The organism is Rhizobium sp. SRDI943 (assembly GCF_057653695.1).
This window is the reverse complement of the sequence record NZ_JBYGKN010000005.1, coordinates 290,266-307,435: the sequence shown is the minus strand read 5'-3', so window position 1 is coordinate 307,435 and position 17,170 is coordinate 290,266. Positions and strand designations below refer to the sequence as shown.

Here is a 17,170-nt window from a genome sequence, read left to right as displayed (position 1 = left end):
TCACGCAAATCCTGATAAATCGGGTCATTTTGCGCAAATGATCGTGAGTCTGCCGACTCCGTCAAGCGATTTCTTGGTTAGCCAATGGATAACAGACAGGATTCAACGAAAAAATCATGTGGAATTCCGGAATCTTAGCTCAATTGTCAGCTGACAATGGCGGCGGTGCCCGCACCCGTCGATGCCAGACGCTAACGCAGTTGCCGACTCACCGGAAAACAACATCCGCTGCTTGAGCACGTCGGACCAGACAATCCGTTTCTCATTTATAGGCAGATGAACGGCACAGGCTTTCGGTTTCCATCCCGCGGACAGGTTCGTTGCCGGCGGACTTGTCATTTGTGTCCTGGGTTGCGGCATCGCGCCGTGGCTGCGCAAGGCCGAGCATTTGTTCCAGACGGCCAGCATTGAGCGGAGCGCTTATTCCCTTGAAATTCATGATCCATCTTTCGTCTGCGCATCGATTGCGTGAAGCCTTGGAGATAAGCGCAATTTGAAGCCGCCGAGAACCGCCAGCCGGCGTTATCACCATCTTTTCCAAGCACGCGCGAAGGGGAGGGGAGAGCCCCATCTTCAAGCGCCGATCCGAAACGCGACCTTTGGCGGCGACGCTCGCCGCTCGGGTCTCTTCCCCGCGCAAGGATAGAAGAGTGGCGCGCAGGAGCGGCCTGACATGCGAAAGGCCCCATCTTATCGGCACCGGCGAACTGGGCTATCTCGGATCATGCGGCATCGCCAGAATTTGGAGACTGCGATTTGGGTTTTACCACAGGCAAGGGTGCTGCTGCGGACCAACGGGGGAGGGGACCCGCAGCCCGAATTTTCGTGCCGATCGAAGTCAGGGAGATACTGGGAGCGGCTGGCGTCAAGGGGTTCCGGTTCGCTTGTACGGAGATCCGATAATCGCCAGGCCAGGTCAATGGCACCAGTCTAGTCACGTGCCGGGTTGAGCGCGAACAGGGTTGCAGACATCCCAGGCCGTCATCAACCGCCACGATGAATACAGCGCGTGCTAGGCGAATCAGGTTTCGGCGAGTATCATCGACAGTGCTCGCAGCGATCGTACCGAGATATTGCTGACGTTATTGGTAGCCCGGGCGACCAGATCTCACCTCAAGGTTGGCAAAGCCGCCGTCTTCTAGCGGAACTTATTGGCGAGTTCGCTTCCGTCCACGGAATTCCTTCTTGTTTACCTGCTATTTACCATAACGCGGCACGCCGGCGGCAAAGCCTAATCGCGGATCGCAAGCATCGCGGCCAATCCAGCGTTCCTTGCGTAGAGTGGCGCGAGGCAGGCATTCCACTATCGCACCTTCGTGCCCTCGCGATTGGTAAAGTGCGCATTGCCCAACCCCGTGCCTATGGTCAGCACGGCCCATCTCGACACGTCGCTCATAAAAGGGATCTGCGACAATCCCTGCACGACTGCATCGTTGTGCATCATCACGAATGTGCTGTCGTCGCCGATCTCAGGAATGGCCTTCATCAGTGCGGCGGGAAGGTTGAAACTGTCGCTCTCCCAGTTTCCGCCCGGCAGGTTCTGTCCGCCGCGTTCGATGGAACCATCGGCTTTGATGATGCCGGGGCATGCGATCCCGATGATCGGCGCTGGCTTGAGATTGGCCTTCTCGGCCTTGCCGATCAGATCCCGCAACATCGCCGCCAACCTTTCGATCGTGGCGGTGCGGCTTGGCTCATCGTCGGCATGACGCCAGATGGTGGATTCCCAGACGCTTGCATCCGCGAAATTCGGCACGTCGTCCTTTCCGAATTTAACGACGCCGGCGCGAACGTTCGTGCCGCCGATATCGACGGCGAGGATCGCCTCGTGACCTTTAAACATCCAGCGCGGCATCAGGTGAACCGCCCCGATCAGTCCGGCCTCATCGGGGTGGTGAACAATCGGCACGACTTCGACGTCGACGCCGGCCGCGTTGAGAATGACCATGGTCCTGGCGATTGTCAGTTCGCCAAAGTGGCTCCGACGGAAGCCGCCGCCAACGACGATGCGTTCTGTCTTTCCCCAACGTTTGTCCTTGAGAAACTTGCCTATCACATCGGCAAAGTCTTGCGCAAAATCCTCCACTGCCCCCATGACCACCGCCGCCGCCGCCAAATCATCGCCCTTCAAAATAGCGTCGATTTTTTTCTTGGAGAGTTTCTCCGTCGCGGTCTTGCCGATCGGGTCGTCTCCAACCTTGCGGATGCGTTTTCTCCAATCGTCGAGCTTTTGTTGGAACGTCTTTTTGTTGGCGTTGTCGCCAACGAAGCCATCCTTGTCACGCAGTTCGTTATTGTAATCGTCGATCGCTACCAATGGCAGGTTTAAAGCGCCATGTGCCAACGGGGCATTGATCTCATCACGGGGATCGGAACTGCTTTTGGCCATCAATGTACCTTCTACGGCGCGAGTGCTCGAACGGGCGGCGAGATACAACGCGAACTATCCTCTGGATGTTCCGGACTCTGAAAAATCACCTTGCCCTTGCCGGTTGGCGACCTAGCTTCAATGATTGCAGAGTTTGGAGAATGCCGTGCAGGACGATGCCGCTACACAGGAAATGCTTTCACTGGTCTTGGAGGAACCGGACCGCTGGGCAATGTTTCTCGATATCGACGGAACGCTGCTCAATCTTGCACCCACACCGGATGCGATAGAGGTTCCAGAGGCGCTTCCTGGACAACTTCATCGCCTGTCGAACAAGCTCGGCGGCGCCTTGGCGCTGGTCACCGGACGGTCTCTTGCTTATGCAGACGCGCTGTTCAAACCCTTTGCATTTCCGACAGCAGGCCTGCACGGCGCCGAAATCAGGAACGCCGCCGGAATGCAGACGGTCGAGGCGACACCCGAGTTTCAGGCGTTGAAACATGCGCTGACCGCTGAAGCCGAGCACTACCCTGGCGTCCTGATCGAGGACAAGGGCGCGGCCGTTGCCGCCCACTACCGGCTGGCGCCGGAATATGAAAAGGTGCTCGAAGACCGCATGCACCACTATGCGGAGCTCGCCGGGCCGAACTGGGCATTGCAGCTCGGCAAGATGGTATTCGAGCTGCGCCCGGCACGGTCGAGCAAGGGCGATGCGCTGGAGCGGTTCTTCCAGTCCGACCCGTTCAAGAACCGTTCGCCGATTACCATTGGCGATGATCTGACCGACGAGTCGATGTTTGCGATCGCCAATGCGCGTGGTGGCGTTTCCGTGCGTGTCGGCGCGATCGGCGCTCCGAGCTGCGCCACGAGCCGACTGTCCTCTTCTGCGCTGGTCAGAAACGTGATTGCCGCCTTGGCCGCCTGAGGTACGCCGTTGGACGATGTGCATGCGGGTTGCTGTCGTCTTACCGCCGGCTGCGCAGTGTCAATTGTCAAAAAAGTATCGGTTTTACCCGGGAATCGTGGTGGCGGGCACGACACGAGACCATTACACTCTCCTTAACAATAAAGCCAAAAAGGGAATTTGGCGGACGGCCTGGAACAGTCCTTGGAGGAGGAAACAATGGAACCCGACTTGGAAGTGGTTCAGATCCGGCCCGGCGAATCTTTCGCGACGAAGGCGCATGGCTATCCCTACCATACGGTTCGCTGGCATTTTCATCCGGAATACGAACTTCATCTCGTCGTGGCGACGACGGGACGCTATTTCGTCGGCGACTTCATCGGCGAATTTGAACCGGGCAACCTTGTGCTTGCCGGACCTAATCTTCCCCATAACTGGATCAGCGATGTCCCGAAAGGATCGAGCATTCCGCTTCGATGCCAGCTCATCCAGTTCAGCGAGAATTTCATCAGCGGTACTATGAAGGTGCTGGCCGAACTCGGGCCCTTCGATCCGGTTCTTGAAGCCTCGCGGCGCGGCGTGCTCTTCGGCGCCGATACCAGCCGGCAGGTGGCTCCCCTGATGAACGAGGTGCAGCAGGCACACGGTGTGCGTCGTATCGAGCTGTTCATGATGATCGTCGGCCTGCTCAGCCGGGCGCAGGATTCCCAGCTTCTCGCCAGCCCGAGCTATCTGCCCGATCCATCTGGCTACATGTCTGCCGGCATCAACAAGGCGCTCGCCTATATCAGAGAGAACCTGACGAAATCCTTCGACGAAGCCGATCTGGCGACGATTGCTGACCAGTCGACCGGCGCCTTTTCGCGCGCATTCCGCCGCCATACCGGCATGTCGCTGGTACAGTATGTGAAACGCCTGCGCATCAATCTCGCCTGCCAGATCCTGATGAGCGATGACCACGCATCGATCACCGATATCTGCTTCGAGGTCGGCTTCAACAATCTGTCCAACTTCAACCGGCAGTTTCTCGCGGAAAAGGGCATGACGCCTTCTCGCTTCAGGCGGTTGTTGGGCGACAATATCAACGTGGCAAAGGCGGCCTAGAGGAGCCGAACGAGCACGTCCAAAGGACGAGGGAGGACGAGGAGGAGGAACCAATACTGACACTGACTTGAACGCGGGCACGCGATGAGCGGCTCGTGATTGGAAATGCTTGTCCTCAAAAACGTCAAACCGCCGGGGCAGGCGCGACCGTTCCTTCAGCCGAACGGCCACAGCAGAACAGTGCGATCACAACACAATTTTTTCAACGGGAGGAGATGGAAATGATGAAATTCTCAACAAAGGCGGCAGGCGCCGCGGTATTTGTCCTGTCCTTGCTTGGTGGTACTTCCGCCTTTGCGCAAACCGCCGTTGCGGATGCGACAGTGGCATTCCTCATGCCCGACCAGGGATCGACCCGCTACGAGGAGCACGACCACCCGGGCTTCGTCGCGGAAATGAAGAAGCTTTGTGCGTCGTGCAAGGTTCTCTATCAGAACGCCGATGCCGATATCGCAAAACAACAGCAACAGTTCAATTCGGCCATCACGCAAGGCGCCAAAGTCATCGTGCTGGACCCGGTGGATTCGGCGGCCGCCGCATCGCTCGTCCAGCTTGCACAGAGCCAGGGCGTCAAGGTCATTGCCTATGACCGCCCGATCCCGAAAGGCAAGGCCGATTTTTACGTCTCCTTCGACAACAAGGCGATCGGCAAGGCAATTGCGGAATCGCTCGTCCAGCATCTGAAGGCGCAGAACGTGCCGACCGATGGCGGCGGCATCCTGCAGATCAATGGTTCGCCGACCGATGCGGCTGCCGGGCTGATCAAGGACGGCATTCACGAGGGTCTGGCGAGCGGCGGTTACAAGACGCTTGCCGAATTTGACACGCCGAACTGGCAGCCCGCGAACGCCCAGCAATGGGCGGGCGGCCAGATCACCCGTTTCGGCAAACAGATCGTCGGCGTGGTCGCTGCCAATGACGGCACTGGGGGTGGCGCCATCGCAGCCTTCAAGGCAGCAGGTGTCGATCCGGTGCCGCCGGTCACCGGCAATGATGCGACGATCGCGGCACTACAGCTGATCATCGCAGGGGATCAGTACAATACGATTTCAAAGCCGAGCGAAATCGTCGCCGCTGCCGCTGCCGACGTCGCCGTGAAGCTTCTGGCCGGAGAAACGATCAAGGCCGAAATGACGCTCTACGACACGCCGGCGCAGCTCTTCGTCCCTGCCGTCGTTACTGCTGAAAACCTCAAGGCCGAGATCATCGACAAGAAGATCAACACCGCCGAGGAACTGTGCACCGGCCGCTATGCCGACGGCTGCAAGAAGCTCGGCATCACCAAGTAATCGAGCCAAGGGAATGCGCGGCCGGACCACCGGTCGCGCTTCCGATTTTTCCTTTTTCGAAAGGCCAGGCGATGTCTGAAACCTCTCATACTCCTGACCCTTCCCGTCAGCCTGTCCTCAGTCTGCGTGGAATATCGAAGAACTTCGGGGCAGTGTCGGCGCTCACCGATATCGACCTCGACGTGTATGCCGGCGAGGTGGTGGCGCTGGTGGGCGACAACGGCGCTGGCAAATCGACGCTGGTCAAGATCCTGGCCGGCGTGCATCGGCCAAGTTCGGGCACGATCTTCTTCGAAAACAAGCCGGCCAACCTGTCGAGCCCAAGTGCTGCGCTCGACCTCGGCATCGCAACCGTCTTCCAGGATCTGGCGCTTTGCGAAAATCTGGACGTCGTCGCCAATATCTTCCTCGGCAAGGAACTCAACCCATTTCAGCTGGATGAGGTTGCGATGGAGATTGCCGCCTGGAAGCTCTTGAACGAGCTCTCGGCCCGCATTCCGAGCGTGCGCGAACCTGTTGCCTCACTCTCCGGCGGACAGCGCCAGACGGTCGCGATCGCCCGATCGCTGCTGCTCGAGCCGAAACTGATCATGCTCGACGAACCCACAGCTGCGCTGGGCGTTGCCCAGACCGCCGAGGTGCTCGACCTCATCGAGCGCGTGCGTGAGCGCGGCCTCGCCGTCATCATGATCAGCCACAATATGGAGGATGTTCGTGCCGTCGCGGACCGAATTGTCGTCCTTCGGCTCGGCCGCAACAATGGCACCATGCTGCCCGACGCATCCAATGAGCAGCTCGTCAGCGCCATCACCGGTGCATCCAACAATTCCGTCTCCCGCCGCGCGTCGCGCCGCCAGGCGCAAAGCCAACAGAACGAGGAGGGCAGGCCATGATGAAGACCATCCAGAATGAGCCGGCGGCACCTGCGCTGCTCGACCGAAGTGACGAAAGAGTGAGCCACGACGATAGCCTTACCGGCTCGATCCGCGCCTTTGGGGATCGCATCCGCTCAGGCGATCTCGGTTCGCTGCCGGTCATTGTCGGCCTGGCGATCATCTGGACGGTGTTCCAGGCGCTCAATCCGGTGTTTCTCTCGAGCAGCAACCTCGTCAACATGCTGTTCGACTGCTCGACGGTCGGTGTCATCTCACTCGGCATCGTCTGCATTCTGATGGTGGGTGAGATCGACCTTTCCGTCGGCTCCGTCAGCGGCTTCGCCTCGGCACTGGTCGGCGTCTTCTGGGTCAACCAGGGCTGGCCGGTGGTTCTCGCGGTCCTCGCCGCCATGATCGTCGGCGTCCTGATCGGCTCGCTCTACGCATTTCTCTTCAACCGCTTCGGCATGCCGAGCTTCGTGTCGACGCTGTCCGGGCTGCTCGCGGTTCTCGGCCTGCAGCTCTATATCCTCGGAGCGACCGGTTCGATCAATCTTCCCTATGGTTCCTGGCTCGTGAGTTTCGGTCAGATCATGGTCATGCCGGACCCGATCGCCTATCTGCTGGTGGCACTTGCCGGCATTGCCTTCTTCTTCGCTAGCTACCGCACCTCGGCGCGCCGGCGGGCGGCCGGCCTGTCAGCGAAATCGGCCCGCGGGCTGCTTCTACGCGCCGTCATCATCACACTCGCCCTGGAAGCTGTCGCGTTCTATCTTAACCAGTCGCGCGGCATTCCGTGGATGTTCGGCCTTTTCGTCGGGCTCACCAGCGCGATGAATTATGCGCTGACGCGCACCAAATGGGGACGCTCGATGCATGCCGTCGGCGGCAACAGGGAGGCCGCCCGTCGTTCCGGCATCAACGTCTCGCGCATCTATACGAGCGCTTTCGTCATGTGCGCTCTGCTTGCGGCAACCGGCGGCGTTCTCTCCGCCGCACGGCTGGCGACGGCAAGTCAGCAAGCCGGCACCGGCGACGTCAATCTCAATGCCATCGCCGCAGCAGTTATCGGCGGCACGAGCCTGTTTGGCGGGCGAGGCAGTGCCTATTCAGCCCTTCTCGGCATCATCGTCATTCAGTCGATTGCCAGCGGGCTGACGCTTCTCGATCTGTCATCGTCACTTCGATACATGATCACCGGCGCTGTCCTTGCCGTCGCCGTCATCGTCGACTCGCTGGCACGCCGCTCGCGAATTTCGCACGGCCGAGCCTAAAGCAACTGAGAAAACAGAGGAAGAAAATGGGACAGGATCTGTCTGGAAAAGTCGCGGCCGTCACCGGAGCGGCGTCGGGTATCGGCCTGGAATGCGCCAAGGCTTTGCTTGCCGCCGGCGTTCGGGTGGTGCTGGTCGACCGTAACGAGGAAGCGTTGCGGGAAATCTGCTCGAAACTCGACGCCAACGCCATTCCCTTGGTCATCGATCTCACCGATCCGAAAAGCGTCGAACGGATGATGCCTGAGATACTGGAAAAAACCGGCCAACTGGATATCTTCCACGCCAATGCCGGCTCTTATATCGGCGGCGAAGTGCTGGGCGGAGATCCTGATGCCTGGGACCGGATGCTCAATCTGAACATCAACGCCGCATTCCGTTCGGTGCATGCCGTCCTGCCGCATATGGTCGAGCGCAAGACCGGGGATATCATCCTGACGAGTTCCGTTGCCGGCATGATCCCTGTCGTCTGGGAGCCGATCTACACCGCCTCGAAACACGCGGTCCAGGCATTCGTCCACACGCTGCGGCGGCAGGTAGCCAAGCATGGCTTGCGCGTCGGCGCCGTCGCTCCAGGCCCCGTGGTCACGGCCCTTCTCAGCGATTGGCCGCAGGAGAAGTTGGACGAGGCGCTCGCAGCCGGCGGCCTGATGGAGGCGAACGAAGTGGCCGAAGCCGTGCTCTTCATGCTGACGCGCCCACGCAACATTACGATCCGCGATCTCGTCATCCTGCCGCAGCGCGCCGACATCTGACGAAAGTGCATCCGTCTTCAACACTCGCGAACCCACTCAAGAGGAAACGGCCATGATCTTCGACAGATTTCGCCTGAACGGACAGGTGGCGCTGGTGACCGGCGGCACGCGCGGCATCGGGCTTGCCATCGCCGAGGCGCTCGGCGAGGCGGGCGCCAAAGTCATCATCACGGGCAGAACCCGCAATCTGGCCGCGGAAGACCAGCTCTCCAGGGTCGGCGTCGATTGCGATTTCATCGCCGTCGACCTGATGAAGGAAAGCGCTGCCGACGAACTCGTCGCTGAGACTCTTTCGCGGGCGGTGCGGCTCGACATCCTCGTCAACAATGCCGGCATCGCCATTCACGGCGACAGCGGCGAATTCTCCGATGCCATCTGGCGCGAAATCATGACGGTCAACGTCGACGCCGTCTTTCGCGCCTGCCGCGCCGCATTAGCACCGATGCGGCGCCAAGGCGGCGGCGCCATCCTCAATATCGGCTCGATATCGGGCATCGTGTCCAACATTCCCCAGAACCAGGTCGCCTATAACACCTCGAAGGCGGCGGTCCACATGATGACGAAGAGCCTCGCCAGCGAGGTTGCCGCTGAAAACATCCGCGTCAACGCCATCGCCCCCGGCTATATCGAGACCGATCTGTCGCGCGGCGGCATCGACAATCCCGACTGGTTCCCGACCTGGCGCAGCATGACCCCGATGGGACGCGTCGGGCAGCCGGAGGAGGTGGCGGGTGCCGCATTGTTCCTCTGCTCGGCGGCAGCAAGTTATGTCACCGGCGAAGTGCTGGTTATCGACGGCGGTTATACAACGCGCTGAAACCCGAAGACGGGGGAGGCGGCTCGCAGCCGCTTGGTTGGTGCGAGCCGCCGATTATCCTCCGCGCGCGATGTTCTGATTGTGACACAGATGCAGACACTTCGCGGCTATCGGGGCCTTATCGTCTCACGCTCGCGCGCAGTCCGAAAACCGCTCCCGTTTTTCGGCATCGTGCTCTAATTTAGGCAATCCAGCATCCACTGGACGCCAAAGCGATCGGTGAGCTTGCCATAATAGCTTCCCCATGGCTGGACGGCGAGTGGTGTCGTGATCTTGCCGCCCTCGGCCAGCCGTGCAAAGAGGCTGGCGGTACTGTCGCGGTCTTCCATGATCAGCATGTGGGCGGAGCCTCGCATCGGCTCGGCGTCATGATTGTCCGAAGCGAAGAAAAGAACGTCGGGTCCTTCGAAGCGGGCATGCATCACCTTCCCGCGCATGGCTTCGGGGGCAGCGGACATTCCGTCTGCACCGTGCCGCTTCAATTGCGTGACTTGGCCAAGCCCGCATTCGGTGTAGAAAGCAAGTGCTTGCTCGCAGCCGTTGGCGAAGAACAAGTAGTTGGCAAGCTGCATGGCTTCACTCCCGTACCGTTCCGGACCATGACGCCTCAGTGTCCGCGCCCCGGCGCAGCGGGTCCGGGGCTTTTGCGCATTCCACAGTCATTGCGTCGCGCCACCTTGGATAGCGGCGACAAGATCGGCATTGCTATAGCTGCGGCTGGCGATGCCCCACGCCCCCTCGGGCGCGTAGATGATGTTCGACCATATGTGTTCTCGCCTGAGCCGGCCCTCGGCGGCTTGTTCGACGACGTCGGCTGCTTTTTCGAAGAAGGCCTGCCTGGTCTCTGCACTTACCAGCGCAATCTCAGGCAGCTTGAGTTCGATGAAAGCCGCAGCGATCGGCTTTCCCGCAGCAAGCACATGCTCGCGCGGCAGCACGTTGATGGTGCCGATGACGTTGGCAGTCATGAAAGTGTTGCCGGTCAAGCCCGCGCGGCATCAAGCAACGCGTCTGTCAATCCGGCAAAAGCCTGCGCCTGGCCCTCCAGCGAGAGCAGGCCTTCAGGTACGGTGAGCGTGATGGGCATCGGATTGTCTCCCTGTTTGAACCATGACCGTTTTTGATATATACCGATCACTCTTTATGCATACACATCGATCACTCTCTTAGCAAGACATAAAGAGTGCTCGCTCTTAAAAAGGACGGACATGCGCTACAGTGCCGAGCATAAGCAGGAGACCCGAACGCGGGTCATTGCCGCGGCTGGACGGGTTTTCAGACAGGAAGGCTATGGCGGTGCGGGCATCGATGCATTGACCAAGGCGGCAGGCGTGACCAACGGCGCCTTCTACGGACATTTCAAGTCCAAGGGGGAAGCCTTTCGAACCGCCGTGCTAACCGGCCTAGAAGAGCTGCGGCAAGGAATTGCGGGGTTAAAGGCCAGTCAACCGAAAGACTGGCTGGCGACATTCGTCGGCTACTATCTCGGCTATAAAAGAACCTGCGATCTGGGTGAGAGCTGCGCTCTGCCGAGCCTTTCCCCCGACGTGGTGCGCGCAGACGATGAAACACGAAGCGCCTATACGGTGGAACTCAAACGTCTCATCGAGGAAATTGCCGCCGGCTTGCCGGAGGGTGAGGTATCGGGTCAACCTCAAACGCGCCGGGAAGACCAGGCGATCTTGCTGCTCGCCATGCTCAGTGGCGGTGTGACCCTCGCCCGCGCTGCTTCCGACCCGGCGCTGTCCAAACGCATTGCAGACGTCATCGCGAAGGCTGCGCTGACGGCGATAGACCCTGGAAACTGATCCCTCCCTCAGGGCAGCGCGGGCTTGAAATCCGTGGAGCGGGTCTCGAAGACAAATCGCGGCTCGGCGTCGAGAAGCGCAGTCAGTTCCGCCGCACATCGCTTCGGCGCGACCTCAGCCAGATAAAATTTGCAAAGGTATGGTGATTTCGAACTCGGTACCGGCGCCGGTCGCTCGCAGCAGGCGGATCGTGCCACCATGGGAGCTCAGCATGGCGCCGACGATACTGAGGCCCATACCGGTGCCACCCTGTTCGCGGCGCGTTGAGTAAAACGGCTGAAAGATGCGTTGGCGATTTACCTCGGAGATACCGCTGCCGTCGTCACGGACAAGAATGACGGCAGCTCGGGCGTCGGTCGATACTCTGATTTCCAACAGCGTGGCGCCGTGCTGAAGAGCGTTGTCGGCAAGATTGGCAAAGACGATGCCGGCTGCCTCCTGGGGAAGAGCAACCGATATTTCCGTATCACCTGAGCCGGAAACACGGAGGGCGGGAAACCGTCCGCGCAGTGAGGATAAAATGTCGGTGACGCTGCTTTTGCCTTCGGCCACGGGCGTTTCCGCCTGGGCAAGCTCCCTTAGCCGCTGCAACAACGCGTCGAGCCGGACGGCATCGGCGACGATGTTGTCGAGAAAGTGCAAACGCTGCACCTTCGTCATCGGCTTTTCGGCATCATCGTCACGCAGAAGCTCCGCCGCGCCGCGGATCGCCGTCAGCGGCGATTTCAGTTCATGGGAGACATGGGCGGCAAAGGAACGCACGTATTCGGTGCGATCGACCAGTTTTCCGGCAAGATCAAGGAAGCTTTGCGACAGCACAGCGATCTCGCGCGTTCCATAGCTTTCCAGCGGCCGGATTGCTCCCTTGCCGCCGCGGGCGATCTCTTCCGTTCGGGCGATCAAAGCGTCGATAGGCCCTGTGATGGTGCGCGTCAGCACATAAGCAACGCCGAGCGTCAGCATGAAGACGACGGCGAGGGCGCCGATTTCCGCCGGCGCCATCCGGTTCGAACTCGCTTCCACGGCGCGAAACCAGATGACGATCAGGATTGGCAGCGCCATGACCGCGAGAAGCACGACGTAGACAATCAGCGCCAGTGTCGGCCGCCATTTCGTCCTGACTTTCGGTGCCGACATCAGGCCTTCCTCCCGATTTCACGGCCGAGTTTGAAGCCGATGCCGTGAACGGTTGCGATAATCCCCTGGCCGCCGGCCACCAGGAACTTGGCCCGGATGTTGCGGATATGGCTGTCAATCGTCCGGTCAGCAACATAGGTACCGGCGCCATAGGCCGCTTCCATCAGTTGTTCGCGGCTGAAGACCATATCGGGGCGTGACAACAATGCGTCCAGGATTGCGAATTCAAGCGCGGTCATTGCGATGGTGTTCTCGCCAAACATGACCGTCCTGCCGCGGCGATCCAGGCTGAGCTCACCGGCGACAAGGGTGGCGTGGCGTCTGTCAGGCTCTGCCCCATTGCTGCTGCGCTTCAAAATCGCCTTGACCCTAGCCACGAGTTCGCGCGGGCTGAACGGTTTGGTGACATAATCGTCTCCACCTATTTCGAGACCCAGTATCCTGTCGATCTCCTCGTCACGCGCCGAAAGAAACAGGATCGGCAATCCCGACGTCTTGCGGATCTGGCGACAGACTTCAAGACCGTCCATCTCGGGCATGCCGATATCGAGGATGATGAGATCGATGTTGCCACGGCGGAAGGCCGCCATCGCCTCGGTGCCGTTGCGGGCTGCCATCCAGGCCAGGCCAGCCCGCTCAAGGGCGAAGCAGATCACGTCGCGGATGTGAGGTTCGTCATCGACGACGAGAATGCGGGGCGCCATCACCGGTCCTGCGTTGATATGTCGTGCCTGTTGTTATCGTTCTCGCACTATCTTGCAATGGCGGCAGGAGACAGAAGATAGGCCTCCAGCCGCGAAGAACGAAAACTCCAGCTCCGCCAGTCGCGGGGGCGATGCTCGAATTTCCAGACGAGCGAGCCCCGGATAAGCTGTGCTTCGCTGATCTTGTCGGTTCTGTATTCCGGTAGCGCGCGGATATGGAGATCAAGGGCCGGAATGGCGGAAGGGCCAAGCGTGGAGAGATAATAAATATCGAGCGGCGGGCCATCGTGGCTGATCTCCTGGCTGTGGGCGACATTGAAGCGGGCGATGACATCAGGGAGATCAATGAAGGCACTGATATAGAGCACGGCAATCAGGGAAGCGAGGTTGGCGGCGATCAGCCACTCGTTGGATCGGTTGAGCAGAATGCGCAGCAGGATCAAGACAAGGCCGGTAGCGACGAGGCCCATCCAGAGACCGGCGGCAACGCGCAGTTCCGTCAGCGAATAGGCCTCGACGTAAAGTCCAAGCCGCAGCATCGAGGACAGGCAGAGAAGGACGTTCTGGCCGATCCAGGCGTGGACGAGGCCGCGGATCAGCGAACTTTGATCGCCGGGGCCGCCGCGACGCATGGCGAGGAGAACGAAACCGGCGGCCAGAAGCGCCGTCGCAATCAGCGGATAGGCGCCGCGATGAGCATATTCGGCATGGCTCATGTGATCGGGCAGGTCTGCGCCGCCCCAGAGATAGACGAGATCGAGAAGTGTCTGCACGGCAAAGAGGGCGTTGAAGAGGAACAGCGACCGCAGCAGGGAGGCCTGGCCGAGCGGTGCATTCCTGGGCGGCACGATGACGAACGCCCTGCCGGCTTGCGACCTCGCGGTGCGACGCTTCAGGCGCGGCCGCAATAGCGCCCAGATCACAGCGGCGATCATCATCCAGAAGCCGATCCGCCACAGGTCGAGAAATTGCAACAGAACGGCAAAACGGATACTGCGCAACGCGATCTCGATAAGCGGGTTCGCCGCTGCAAAGAGGAACACGAAGACTGCGGCGAGAGCGAGCGGCATGATCCAGAGGCCGACGCCCTGCCAAACGACGGTGAAGGAGAAACGTTTGGCCGGCGCCTTGAGATATTTCCTAAAATCGTCGGCAAGCCGCAAGGGAATGATGAGAGTGAAACGGAGAAACACCAGCGGCAGGCCGGTCAGATTGCGAGGCATAAGCCTGGCGCCGACGAGAGCAACCGCTATCAGCGCGCTGAGGCAAAGGGCGATGCCGGTTAGTGAGGGGGCTTCCAGTAGAGGTGCCGATGCCAGAACCGAAAAACCAAACAGGAGAGCAGCGATTGACGGCGCGCGGATCTTCCCGGCCAAAAGTAGAATGCCGGCGCAGACGGCGAGCGCAAACAGGAAAAGGTTTATGCCGGGCATCTCACCAAAGATCAGAAAATCAGCCAGCGCCACCAGCGCAAACAGGCCGACAATCCGGCTAGTGCCACGCCGGATGGGCATTGCTTCCGTCAGCGTGTCGGTTGTGTCCATTGGTGCTCCTCTCGTAGATGCCGCTTTTCGATGACGATGAGCATGTCTACCGGGCTGGCGTTAGAGGCGGCTTCTCGCGGCCAGCCTGCCCCCGTCAGCCACCATCCGTCATTGCGGAGGCGATCTGGCAAAGCGGGCGGTGTGACGCCGGGCGGGATGGGGTCCTTGCTCATGGCGGAAGAATGCCGCGCCGAATTGCAGATTTTGTGCAGAGAGTAAGCAGCATTTCAGGAAAATCGCTCGGACCCATCAGGGTATGCAGTGGCCCTGTCAACCACATCCCGTATGGAAACCGCTATCGATGCCAGCGGCGTGATCCCGACCAGATAAGGCGGCAGACCCGATGGCCGTAAGATCGGCAATCCCCGTCTAACCGCGTGTCCTCGCCATCGGCGATCAGCAAAGCCTGGCCAATGGCATCGGCCAGCCGGGTGGACGGCTGTCGCAGATATGGGCCGCAGGCGACGGTCTCGCCGACGGCCAGGGAAAATGCCGTGGCAGGATGAAGAGCGTCACCCGATCAGGCGGTGTCTTGCACCACCGTCTCGGTCACGTGCGAAGATATCGAAGAAATGGAGAAGGCCTTATCTGAACCTTGGCGCGCGCTTGGCATTGTGAAGCAATTCGGAGGCGGTCGCGAACGGCCCGAAGAGTTTGAGCAGCAGCGCTTGTTCCTCGGCATCTATGCGGTGACGAGCGCAGAACTCCGTCACCGACCAGACTTTGGTCAGATCGTCTGTTTCGACTTGCCTGGGTTCGATGTGTTCGGTCAACGGCGTGTCCTCCGAACATCGAGACTACGCCACGCCGGCATTTATAAGAACTAGCTAAAAAGAGCTATGCCGATCTGCTGACCTTCAACCGAATATGATTGAACCCCGCCTTTACCGCGCGCGTAACAAGCGGATATACGAAGACGCCCGCCGATTGCGCGGCGGGCGGTGTGTCTCACTGATTATTGCAACTGATCAAGCAAGATGCGCGTCGGTGCCCGTGATGTTGAGCGTCAGAATGCCAGCGTCCGTGTGGCCTTCGCCATCGGAGATCTTGTAGTACTGGACGGTTTCCGTGACGTTCTGGCCGGCAGCCAGGTCTTCCGTCAGCGTATAGGTGAATTCGCCATTCGGCTTGACGTGGAAGATGCCATGGTCGCCGACGATGTCGGTAACAGCGTCGAGGCCGCTTTTGGCGCTGACGTTCGTGCCGTCGAACTGACGGAGGAAGAGCTTGCCGTTGTCGCCGGCAATGTCGTTGTCCAGAACGTTGCCGCCGATGGCGCTACCTTCGTTGAAGCTGTAGTGGTCGTCGACAGCAATCGGCTTTACCTGGGTTACGCCCTGGATGTTCAGGGTGAAGAGGCCGACATCGGTATGACCGCTGCCGTCGGAAATCTTGTAGGAAACCTTCTCCTGGTACGATTCGCCGTTGGCAAAGCCAATCTTGGCAGCGTCGCTGAGGACATAGGTGTAGCTGCCATCTGGCTTAACGAAGAAGGTGCCGTAGTCTCCCTGGATCTCGGTGACCTGGCTGTTGCCGGCCTTGGCGCCAACGCTCGCGCCATCGAAGGCGCGCAGGAAGAGATGGCCGTTGTCGGATGAATCGTTGGAAAGCAGATTTCCGGAAATAACGTCGGTTTCTTTAAATGTTGCACTATCATCAGTTGCATGAATTGGCGAAGCCATTGCACTCTCCTCAAATTGTTTATTGGCGGGTCAATTTCGACCTCAGCGAGCCGCTCCTTTAACAACCTATTAATACTACAAGTCAATGGCCTATTTAACAGAAGGTTAATTTCGACGCCGAACTCCCCGTTGCTTCCATTCCGGCGAAATAATGTCACATTCAAGCCAAATTGAAGGAAATTCGGCAGAAACTATACCCGGCTAACTTGAATAAAATGGCGCAGAGTATATCTGAAGGCGATTGGCGATTGGCGATGCCCGCGCCGTGCCATCCGGGCTATGCGTTGCAATTGTCCTCGCCGAGCCCTATGTTGCTGACGTACCCGATCCAAGCGGAGATCTCAGCCGTTGCCGGCTGGTGACTGAGGCGCTTATGCATCGGCGCGCGCCCTAAGGCTGCGTGATGGGCAATCCCACAAACAATCGATAACGCCGGCCAAGGTTGGCAAAGGATTTCTTTTTGAACAACACACATACAGCCACCGTGGTTGCGGCGGCGAATCCGCGTGAGGATGACGAGGCTGTCCGCAGTGCTCCCAGGAACTGGAAGCCGTTTCCCTGCCTTCTCACCCGCCGCGAATTGCAGGCACTGATCGCCGAGCAGCTCGGCTGAGCGGCGATCAGAGCACCATCCAACAAGGAGAATTCGAAATGCAGGTCCTCGTCAGAGACAATAATGTCGATCAAGCGCTCAGGGTCTTGAAAAAGAAAATGCAGCGCGAAGGTCTGTTCCGTGAAATGAAGGAAAGGCGCGCCTATGAAAAGCCGTCCGAACGGCGCGTCAGGGAAAAGGCGCAGGCGATCAGCCGGCAGCGCAAGGCTACGCGCAAGAAGATGCAGCGTGAAGGCCTGCTGCCCGGCCCGAAGCGGACGGCCGCTGCCCGGTAACGGCCTCATCCCACCGGCCTT

At 59.7% G+C, this 17,170-nt stretch carries 18 protein-coding genes and 1 pseudogene; 10 read left to right on the top strand and 9 right to left on the bottom strand.

The window, feature by feature from the left end:
- Positions 1-262: 262 nt before the first annotated feature.
- Both AC245Y_RS36495 and AC245Y_RS36490 read right to left on the bottom strand, forming a co-directional pair.
- A complete protein-coding gene (locus AC245Y_RS36495) occupies positions 263-439 on the bottom strand; it encodes a hypothetical protein (RefSeq protein ID WP_164902772.1) in 177 nt (58 codons plus the stop codon).
- 864 nt (positions 440-1,303) lie between these two features.
- Positions 1,304-2,389 (bottom strand): ROK family protein, encoded by a 1,086-nt coding sequence (locus AC245Y_RS36490; protein WP_017997562.1) that lies wholly within the window; start codon positions 2,387-2,389, stop codon positions 1,304-1,306.
- 124 nt (positions 2,390-2,513) lie between these two features.
- On the opposite strand from AC245Y_RS36490, the gene otsB reads away from it, so the two are divergent.
- The 7 genes from otsB to AC245Y_RS36455 all read left to right on the top strand — a co-directional run bounded on the left by otsB (position 2,514) and on the right by AC245Y_RS36455 (position 9,386).
- Entirely contained in the window at positions 2,514-3,293 is a 780-nt protein-coding gene (gene otsB, locus AC245Y_RS36485; RefSeq protein ID WP_017997563.1) for a trehalose-phosphatase, read from the top strand.
- A gap of 198 nt (positions 3,294-3,491) precedes the next feature.
- The gene (locus tag AC245Y_RS36480; RefSeq protein WP_012760604.1) at positions 3,492-4,376 is read left to right on the top strand and encodes a helix-turn-helix domain-containing protein; all 885 of its coding nucleotides are present in this window, start codon (positions 3,492-3,494) and stop codon (positions 4,374-4,376) included.
- 215 nt (positions 4,377-4,591) lie between these two features.
- Entirely contained in the window at positions 4,592-5,665 is a 1,074-nt protein-coding gene (locus tag AC245Y_RS36475; protein WP_017997565.1) for an ABC transporter substrate-binding protein, read from the top strand.
- Positions 5,666-5,736: 71 nt separating this feature from the next.
- Positions 5,737-6,558 carry an ATP-binding cassette domain-containing protein gene (locus AC245Y_RS36470; RefSeq protein ID WP_017997566.1) on the top strand — a complete coding sequence of 274 codons (822 nt, stop codon included), beginning with the start codon at positions 5,737-5,739 and terminating at the stop codon, positions 6,556-6,558.
- Positions 6,555-7,814 carry a sugar ABC transporter permease gene (locus AC245Y_RS36465; RefSeq protein WP_017997567.1) on the top strand — a complete coding sequence of 420 codons (1,260 nt, stop codon included), beginning with the start codon at positions 6,555-6,557 and terminating at the stop codon, positions 7,812-7,814. The genes AC245Y_RS36470 and AC245Y_RS36465 overlap by 4 nt, the downstream gene beginning before the upstream one ends.
- Positions 7,815-7,840: 26 nt before the next feature.
- Positions 7,841-8,569: an SDR family oxidoreductase gene (locus AC245Y_RS36460; RefSeq protein ID WP_012760608.1), complete on the top strand. Its 729-nt coding sequence runs from the start codon at positions 7,841-7,843 to the stop codon at positions 8,567-8,569.
- Positions 8,570-8,621: 52 nt separating this feature from the next.
- A complete protein-coding gene (locus AC245Y_RS36455) occupies positions 8,622-9,386 on the top strand; it encodes an SDR family NAD(P)-dependent oxidoreductase (RefSeq protein ID WP_017997568.1) in 765 nt (254 codons plus the stop codon).
- A gap of 176 nt (positions 9,387-9,562) precedes the next feature.
- Here AC245Y_RS36455 and AC245Y_RS36450 read toward each other — a convergent pair whose 3' ends face one another.
- Both AC245Y_RS36450 and AC245Y_RS36445 read right to left on the bottom strand, forming a co-directional pair.
- Entirely contained in the window at positions 9,563-9,958 is a 396-nt protein-coding gene (locus tag AC245Y_RS36450; protein WP_012760610.1) for a VOC family protein, read from the bottom strand.
- An 87-nt stretch (positions 9,959-10,045) separates the two neighbouring features.
- Positions 10,046-10,473, bottom strand: a pseudogene (locus tag AC245Y_RS36445) (Tautomerase enzyme).
- Between the two features lie 121 nt (positions 10,474-10,594).
- Here AC245Y_RS36445 and AC245Y_RS36440 point away from each other — a divergent pair.
- Positions 10,595-11,194 carry a TetR/AcrR family transcriptional regulator gene (locus AC245Y_RS36440; RefSeq protein WP_017997569.1) on the top strand — a complete coding sequence of 200 codons (600 nt, stop codon included), beginning with the start codon at positions 10,595-10,597 and terminating at the stop codon, positions 11,192-11,194.
- 114 nt (positions 11,195-11,308) lie between these two features.
- Here AC245Y_RS36440 and AC245Y_RS36435 read toward each other — a convergent pair whose 3' ends face one another.
- From AC245Y_RS36435 to rapA2, 5 genes are all read right to left on the bottom strand, one after another.
- Entirely contained in the window at positions 11,309-12,331 is a 1,023-nt protein-coding gene (locus AC245Y_RS36435; RefSeq protein WP_017997570.1) for a sensor histidine kinase, read from the bottom strand.
- Positions 12,331-13,035 (bottom strand): response regulator transcription factor, encoded by a 705-nt coding sequence (locus AC245Y_RS36430; protein ID WP_003555207.1) that lies wholly within the window; start codon positions 13,033-13,035, stop codon positions 12,331-12,333. The genes AC245Y_RS36435 and AC245Y_RS36430 overlap by 1 nt, the downstream gene beginning before the upstream one ends.
- A gap of 47 nt (positions 13,036-13,082) precedes the next feature.
- On the bottom strand, positions 13,083-14,579 hold the full coding sequence (locus tag AC245Y_RS36425; protein WP_026157752.1) for a DUF4153 domain-containing protein: 1,497 nt from the start codon (positions 14,577-14,579) through the stop codon (positions 13,083-13,085).
- 584 nt (positions 14,580-15,163) lie between these two features.
- Complete coding sequence (locus tag AC245Y_RS36420; RefSeq protein ID WP_003555203.1) at positions 15,164-15,352, bottom strand: hypothetical protein; 189 nt, start codon at positions 15,350-15,352, stop codon at positions 15,164-15,166.
- A gap of 195 nt (positions 15,353-15,547) precedes the next feature.
- Entirely contained in the window at positions 15,548-16,261 is a 714-nt protein-coding gene (gene rapA2 / locus AC245Y_RS36415) for a calcium-binding lectin RapA2 (RefSeq protein WP_003555201.1), read from the bottom strand.
- Between the two features lie 460 nt (positions 16,262-16,721).
- Between rapA2 and AC245Y_RS36410 the strand changes: the two genes are divergently transcribed.
- The gene (locus AC245Y_RS36410) at positions 16,722-16,874 is read left to right on the top strand and encodes a hypothetical protein (RefSeq protein WP_164902321.1); all 153 of its coding nucleotides are present in this window, start codon (positions 16,722-16,724) and stop codon (positions 16,872-16,874) included.
- 38 nt (positions 16,875-16,912) lie between these two features.
- Positions 16,913-17,149: a 30S ribosomal protein S21 gene (gene rpsU, locus AC245Y_RS36405; RefSeq protein ID WP_012760619.1), complete on the top strand. Its 237-nt coding sequence runs from the start codon at positions 16,913-16,915 to the stop codon at positions 17,147-17,149.
- Positions 17,150-17,170: the final 21 nt, after the last annotated feature.

Coding starts and splice junctions, on each gene's coding strand:
- AC245Y_RS36495 (WP_164902772.1), bottom strand. CDS start 439: ATGAATTTCAAGGGAATAAGCGCTCCGCTCAATGCTGGCCGTCTGGAA.
- AC245Y_RS36490 (WP_017997562.1), bottom strand. CDS start 2,389: ATGGCCAAAAGCAGTTCCGATCCCCGTGATGAGATCAATGCCCCGTTG.
- AC245Y_RS36480 (WP_012760604.1), top strand. CDS start 3,492: ATGGAACCCGACTTGGAAGTGGTTCAGATCCGGCCCGGCGAATCTTTC.
- AC245Y_RS36475 (WP_017997565.1), top strand. CDS start 4,592: ATGGAAATGATGAAATTCTCAACAAAGGCGGCAGGCGCCGCGGTATTT.
- AC245Y_RS36470 (WP_017997566.1), top strand. CDS start 5,737: ATGTCTGAAACCTCTCATACTCCTGACCCTTCCCGTCAGCCTGTCCTC.
- AC245Y_RS36465 (WP_017997567.1), top strand. CDS start 6,555: ATGATGAAGACCATCCAGAATGAGCCGGCGGCACCTGCGCTGCTCGAC.
- AC245Y_RS36460 (WP_012760608.1), top strand. CDS start 7,841: ATGGGACAGGATCTGTCTGGAAAAGTCGCGGCCGTCACCGGAGCGGCG.
- AC245Y_RS36455 (WP_017997568.1), top strand. CDS start 8,622: ATGATCTTCGACAGATTTCGCCTGAACGGACAGGTGGCGCTGGTGACC.
- AC245Y_RS36450 (WP_012760610.1), bottom strand. CDS start 9,958: ATGCAGCTTGCCAACTACTTGTTCTTCGCCAACGGCTGCGAGCAAGCA.
- AC245Y_RS36440 (WP_017997569.1), top strand. CDS start 10,595: ATGCGCTACAGTGCCGAGCATAAGCAGGAGACCCGAACGCGGGTCATT.
- AC245Y_RS36435 (WP_017997570.1), bottom strand. CDS start 12,331: ATGTCGGCACCGAAAGTCAGGACGAAATGGCGGCCGACACTGGCGCTG.
- AC245Y_RS36430 (WP_003555207.1), bottom strand. CDS start 13,035: ATGGCGCCCCGCATTCTCGTCGTCGATGACGAACCTCACATCCGCGAC.
- AC245Y_RS36425 (WP_026157752.1), bottom strand. CDS start 14,579: ATGGACACAACCGACACGCTGACGGAAGCAATGCCCATCCGGCGTGGC.
- rapA2 (WP_003555201.1), bottom strand. CDS start 16,261: ATGGCTTCGCCAATTCATGCAACTGATGATAGTGCAACATTTAAAGAA.
- rpsU (WP_012760619.1), top strand. CDS start 16,913: ATGCAGGTCCTCGTCAGAGACAATAATGTCGATCAAGCGCTCAGGGTC.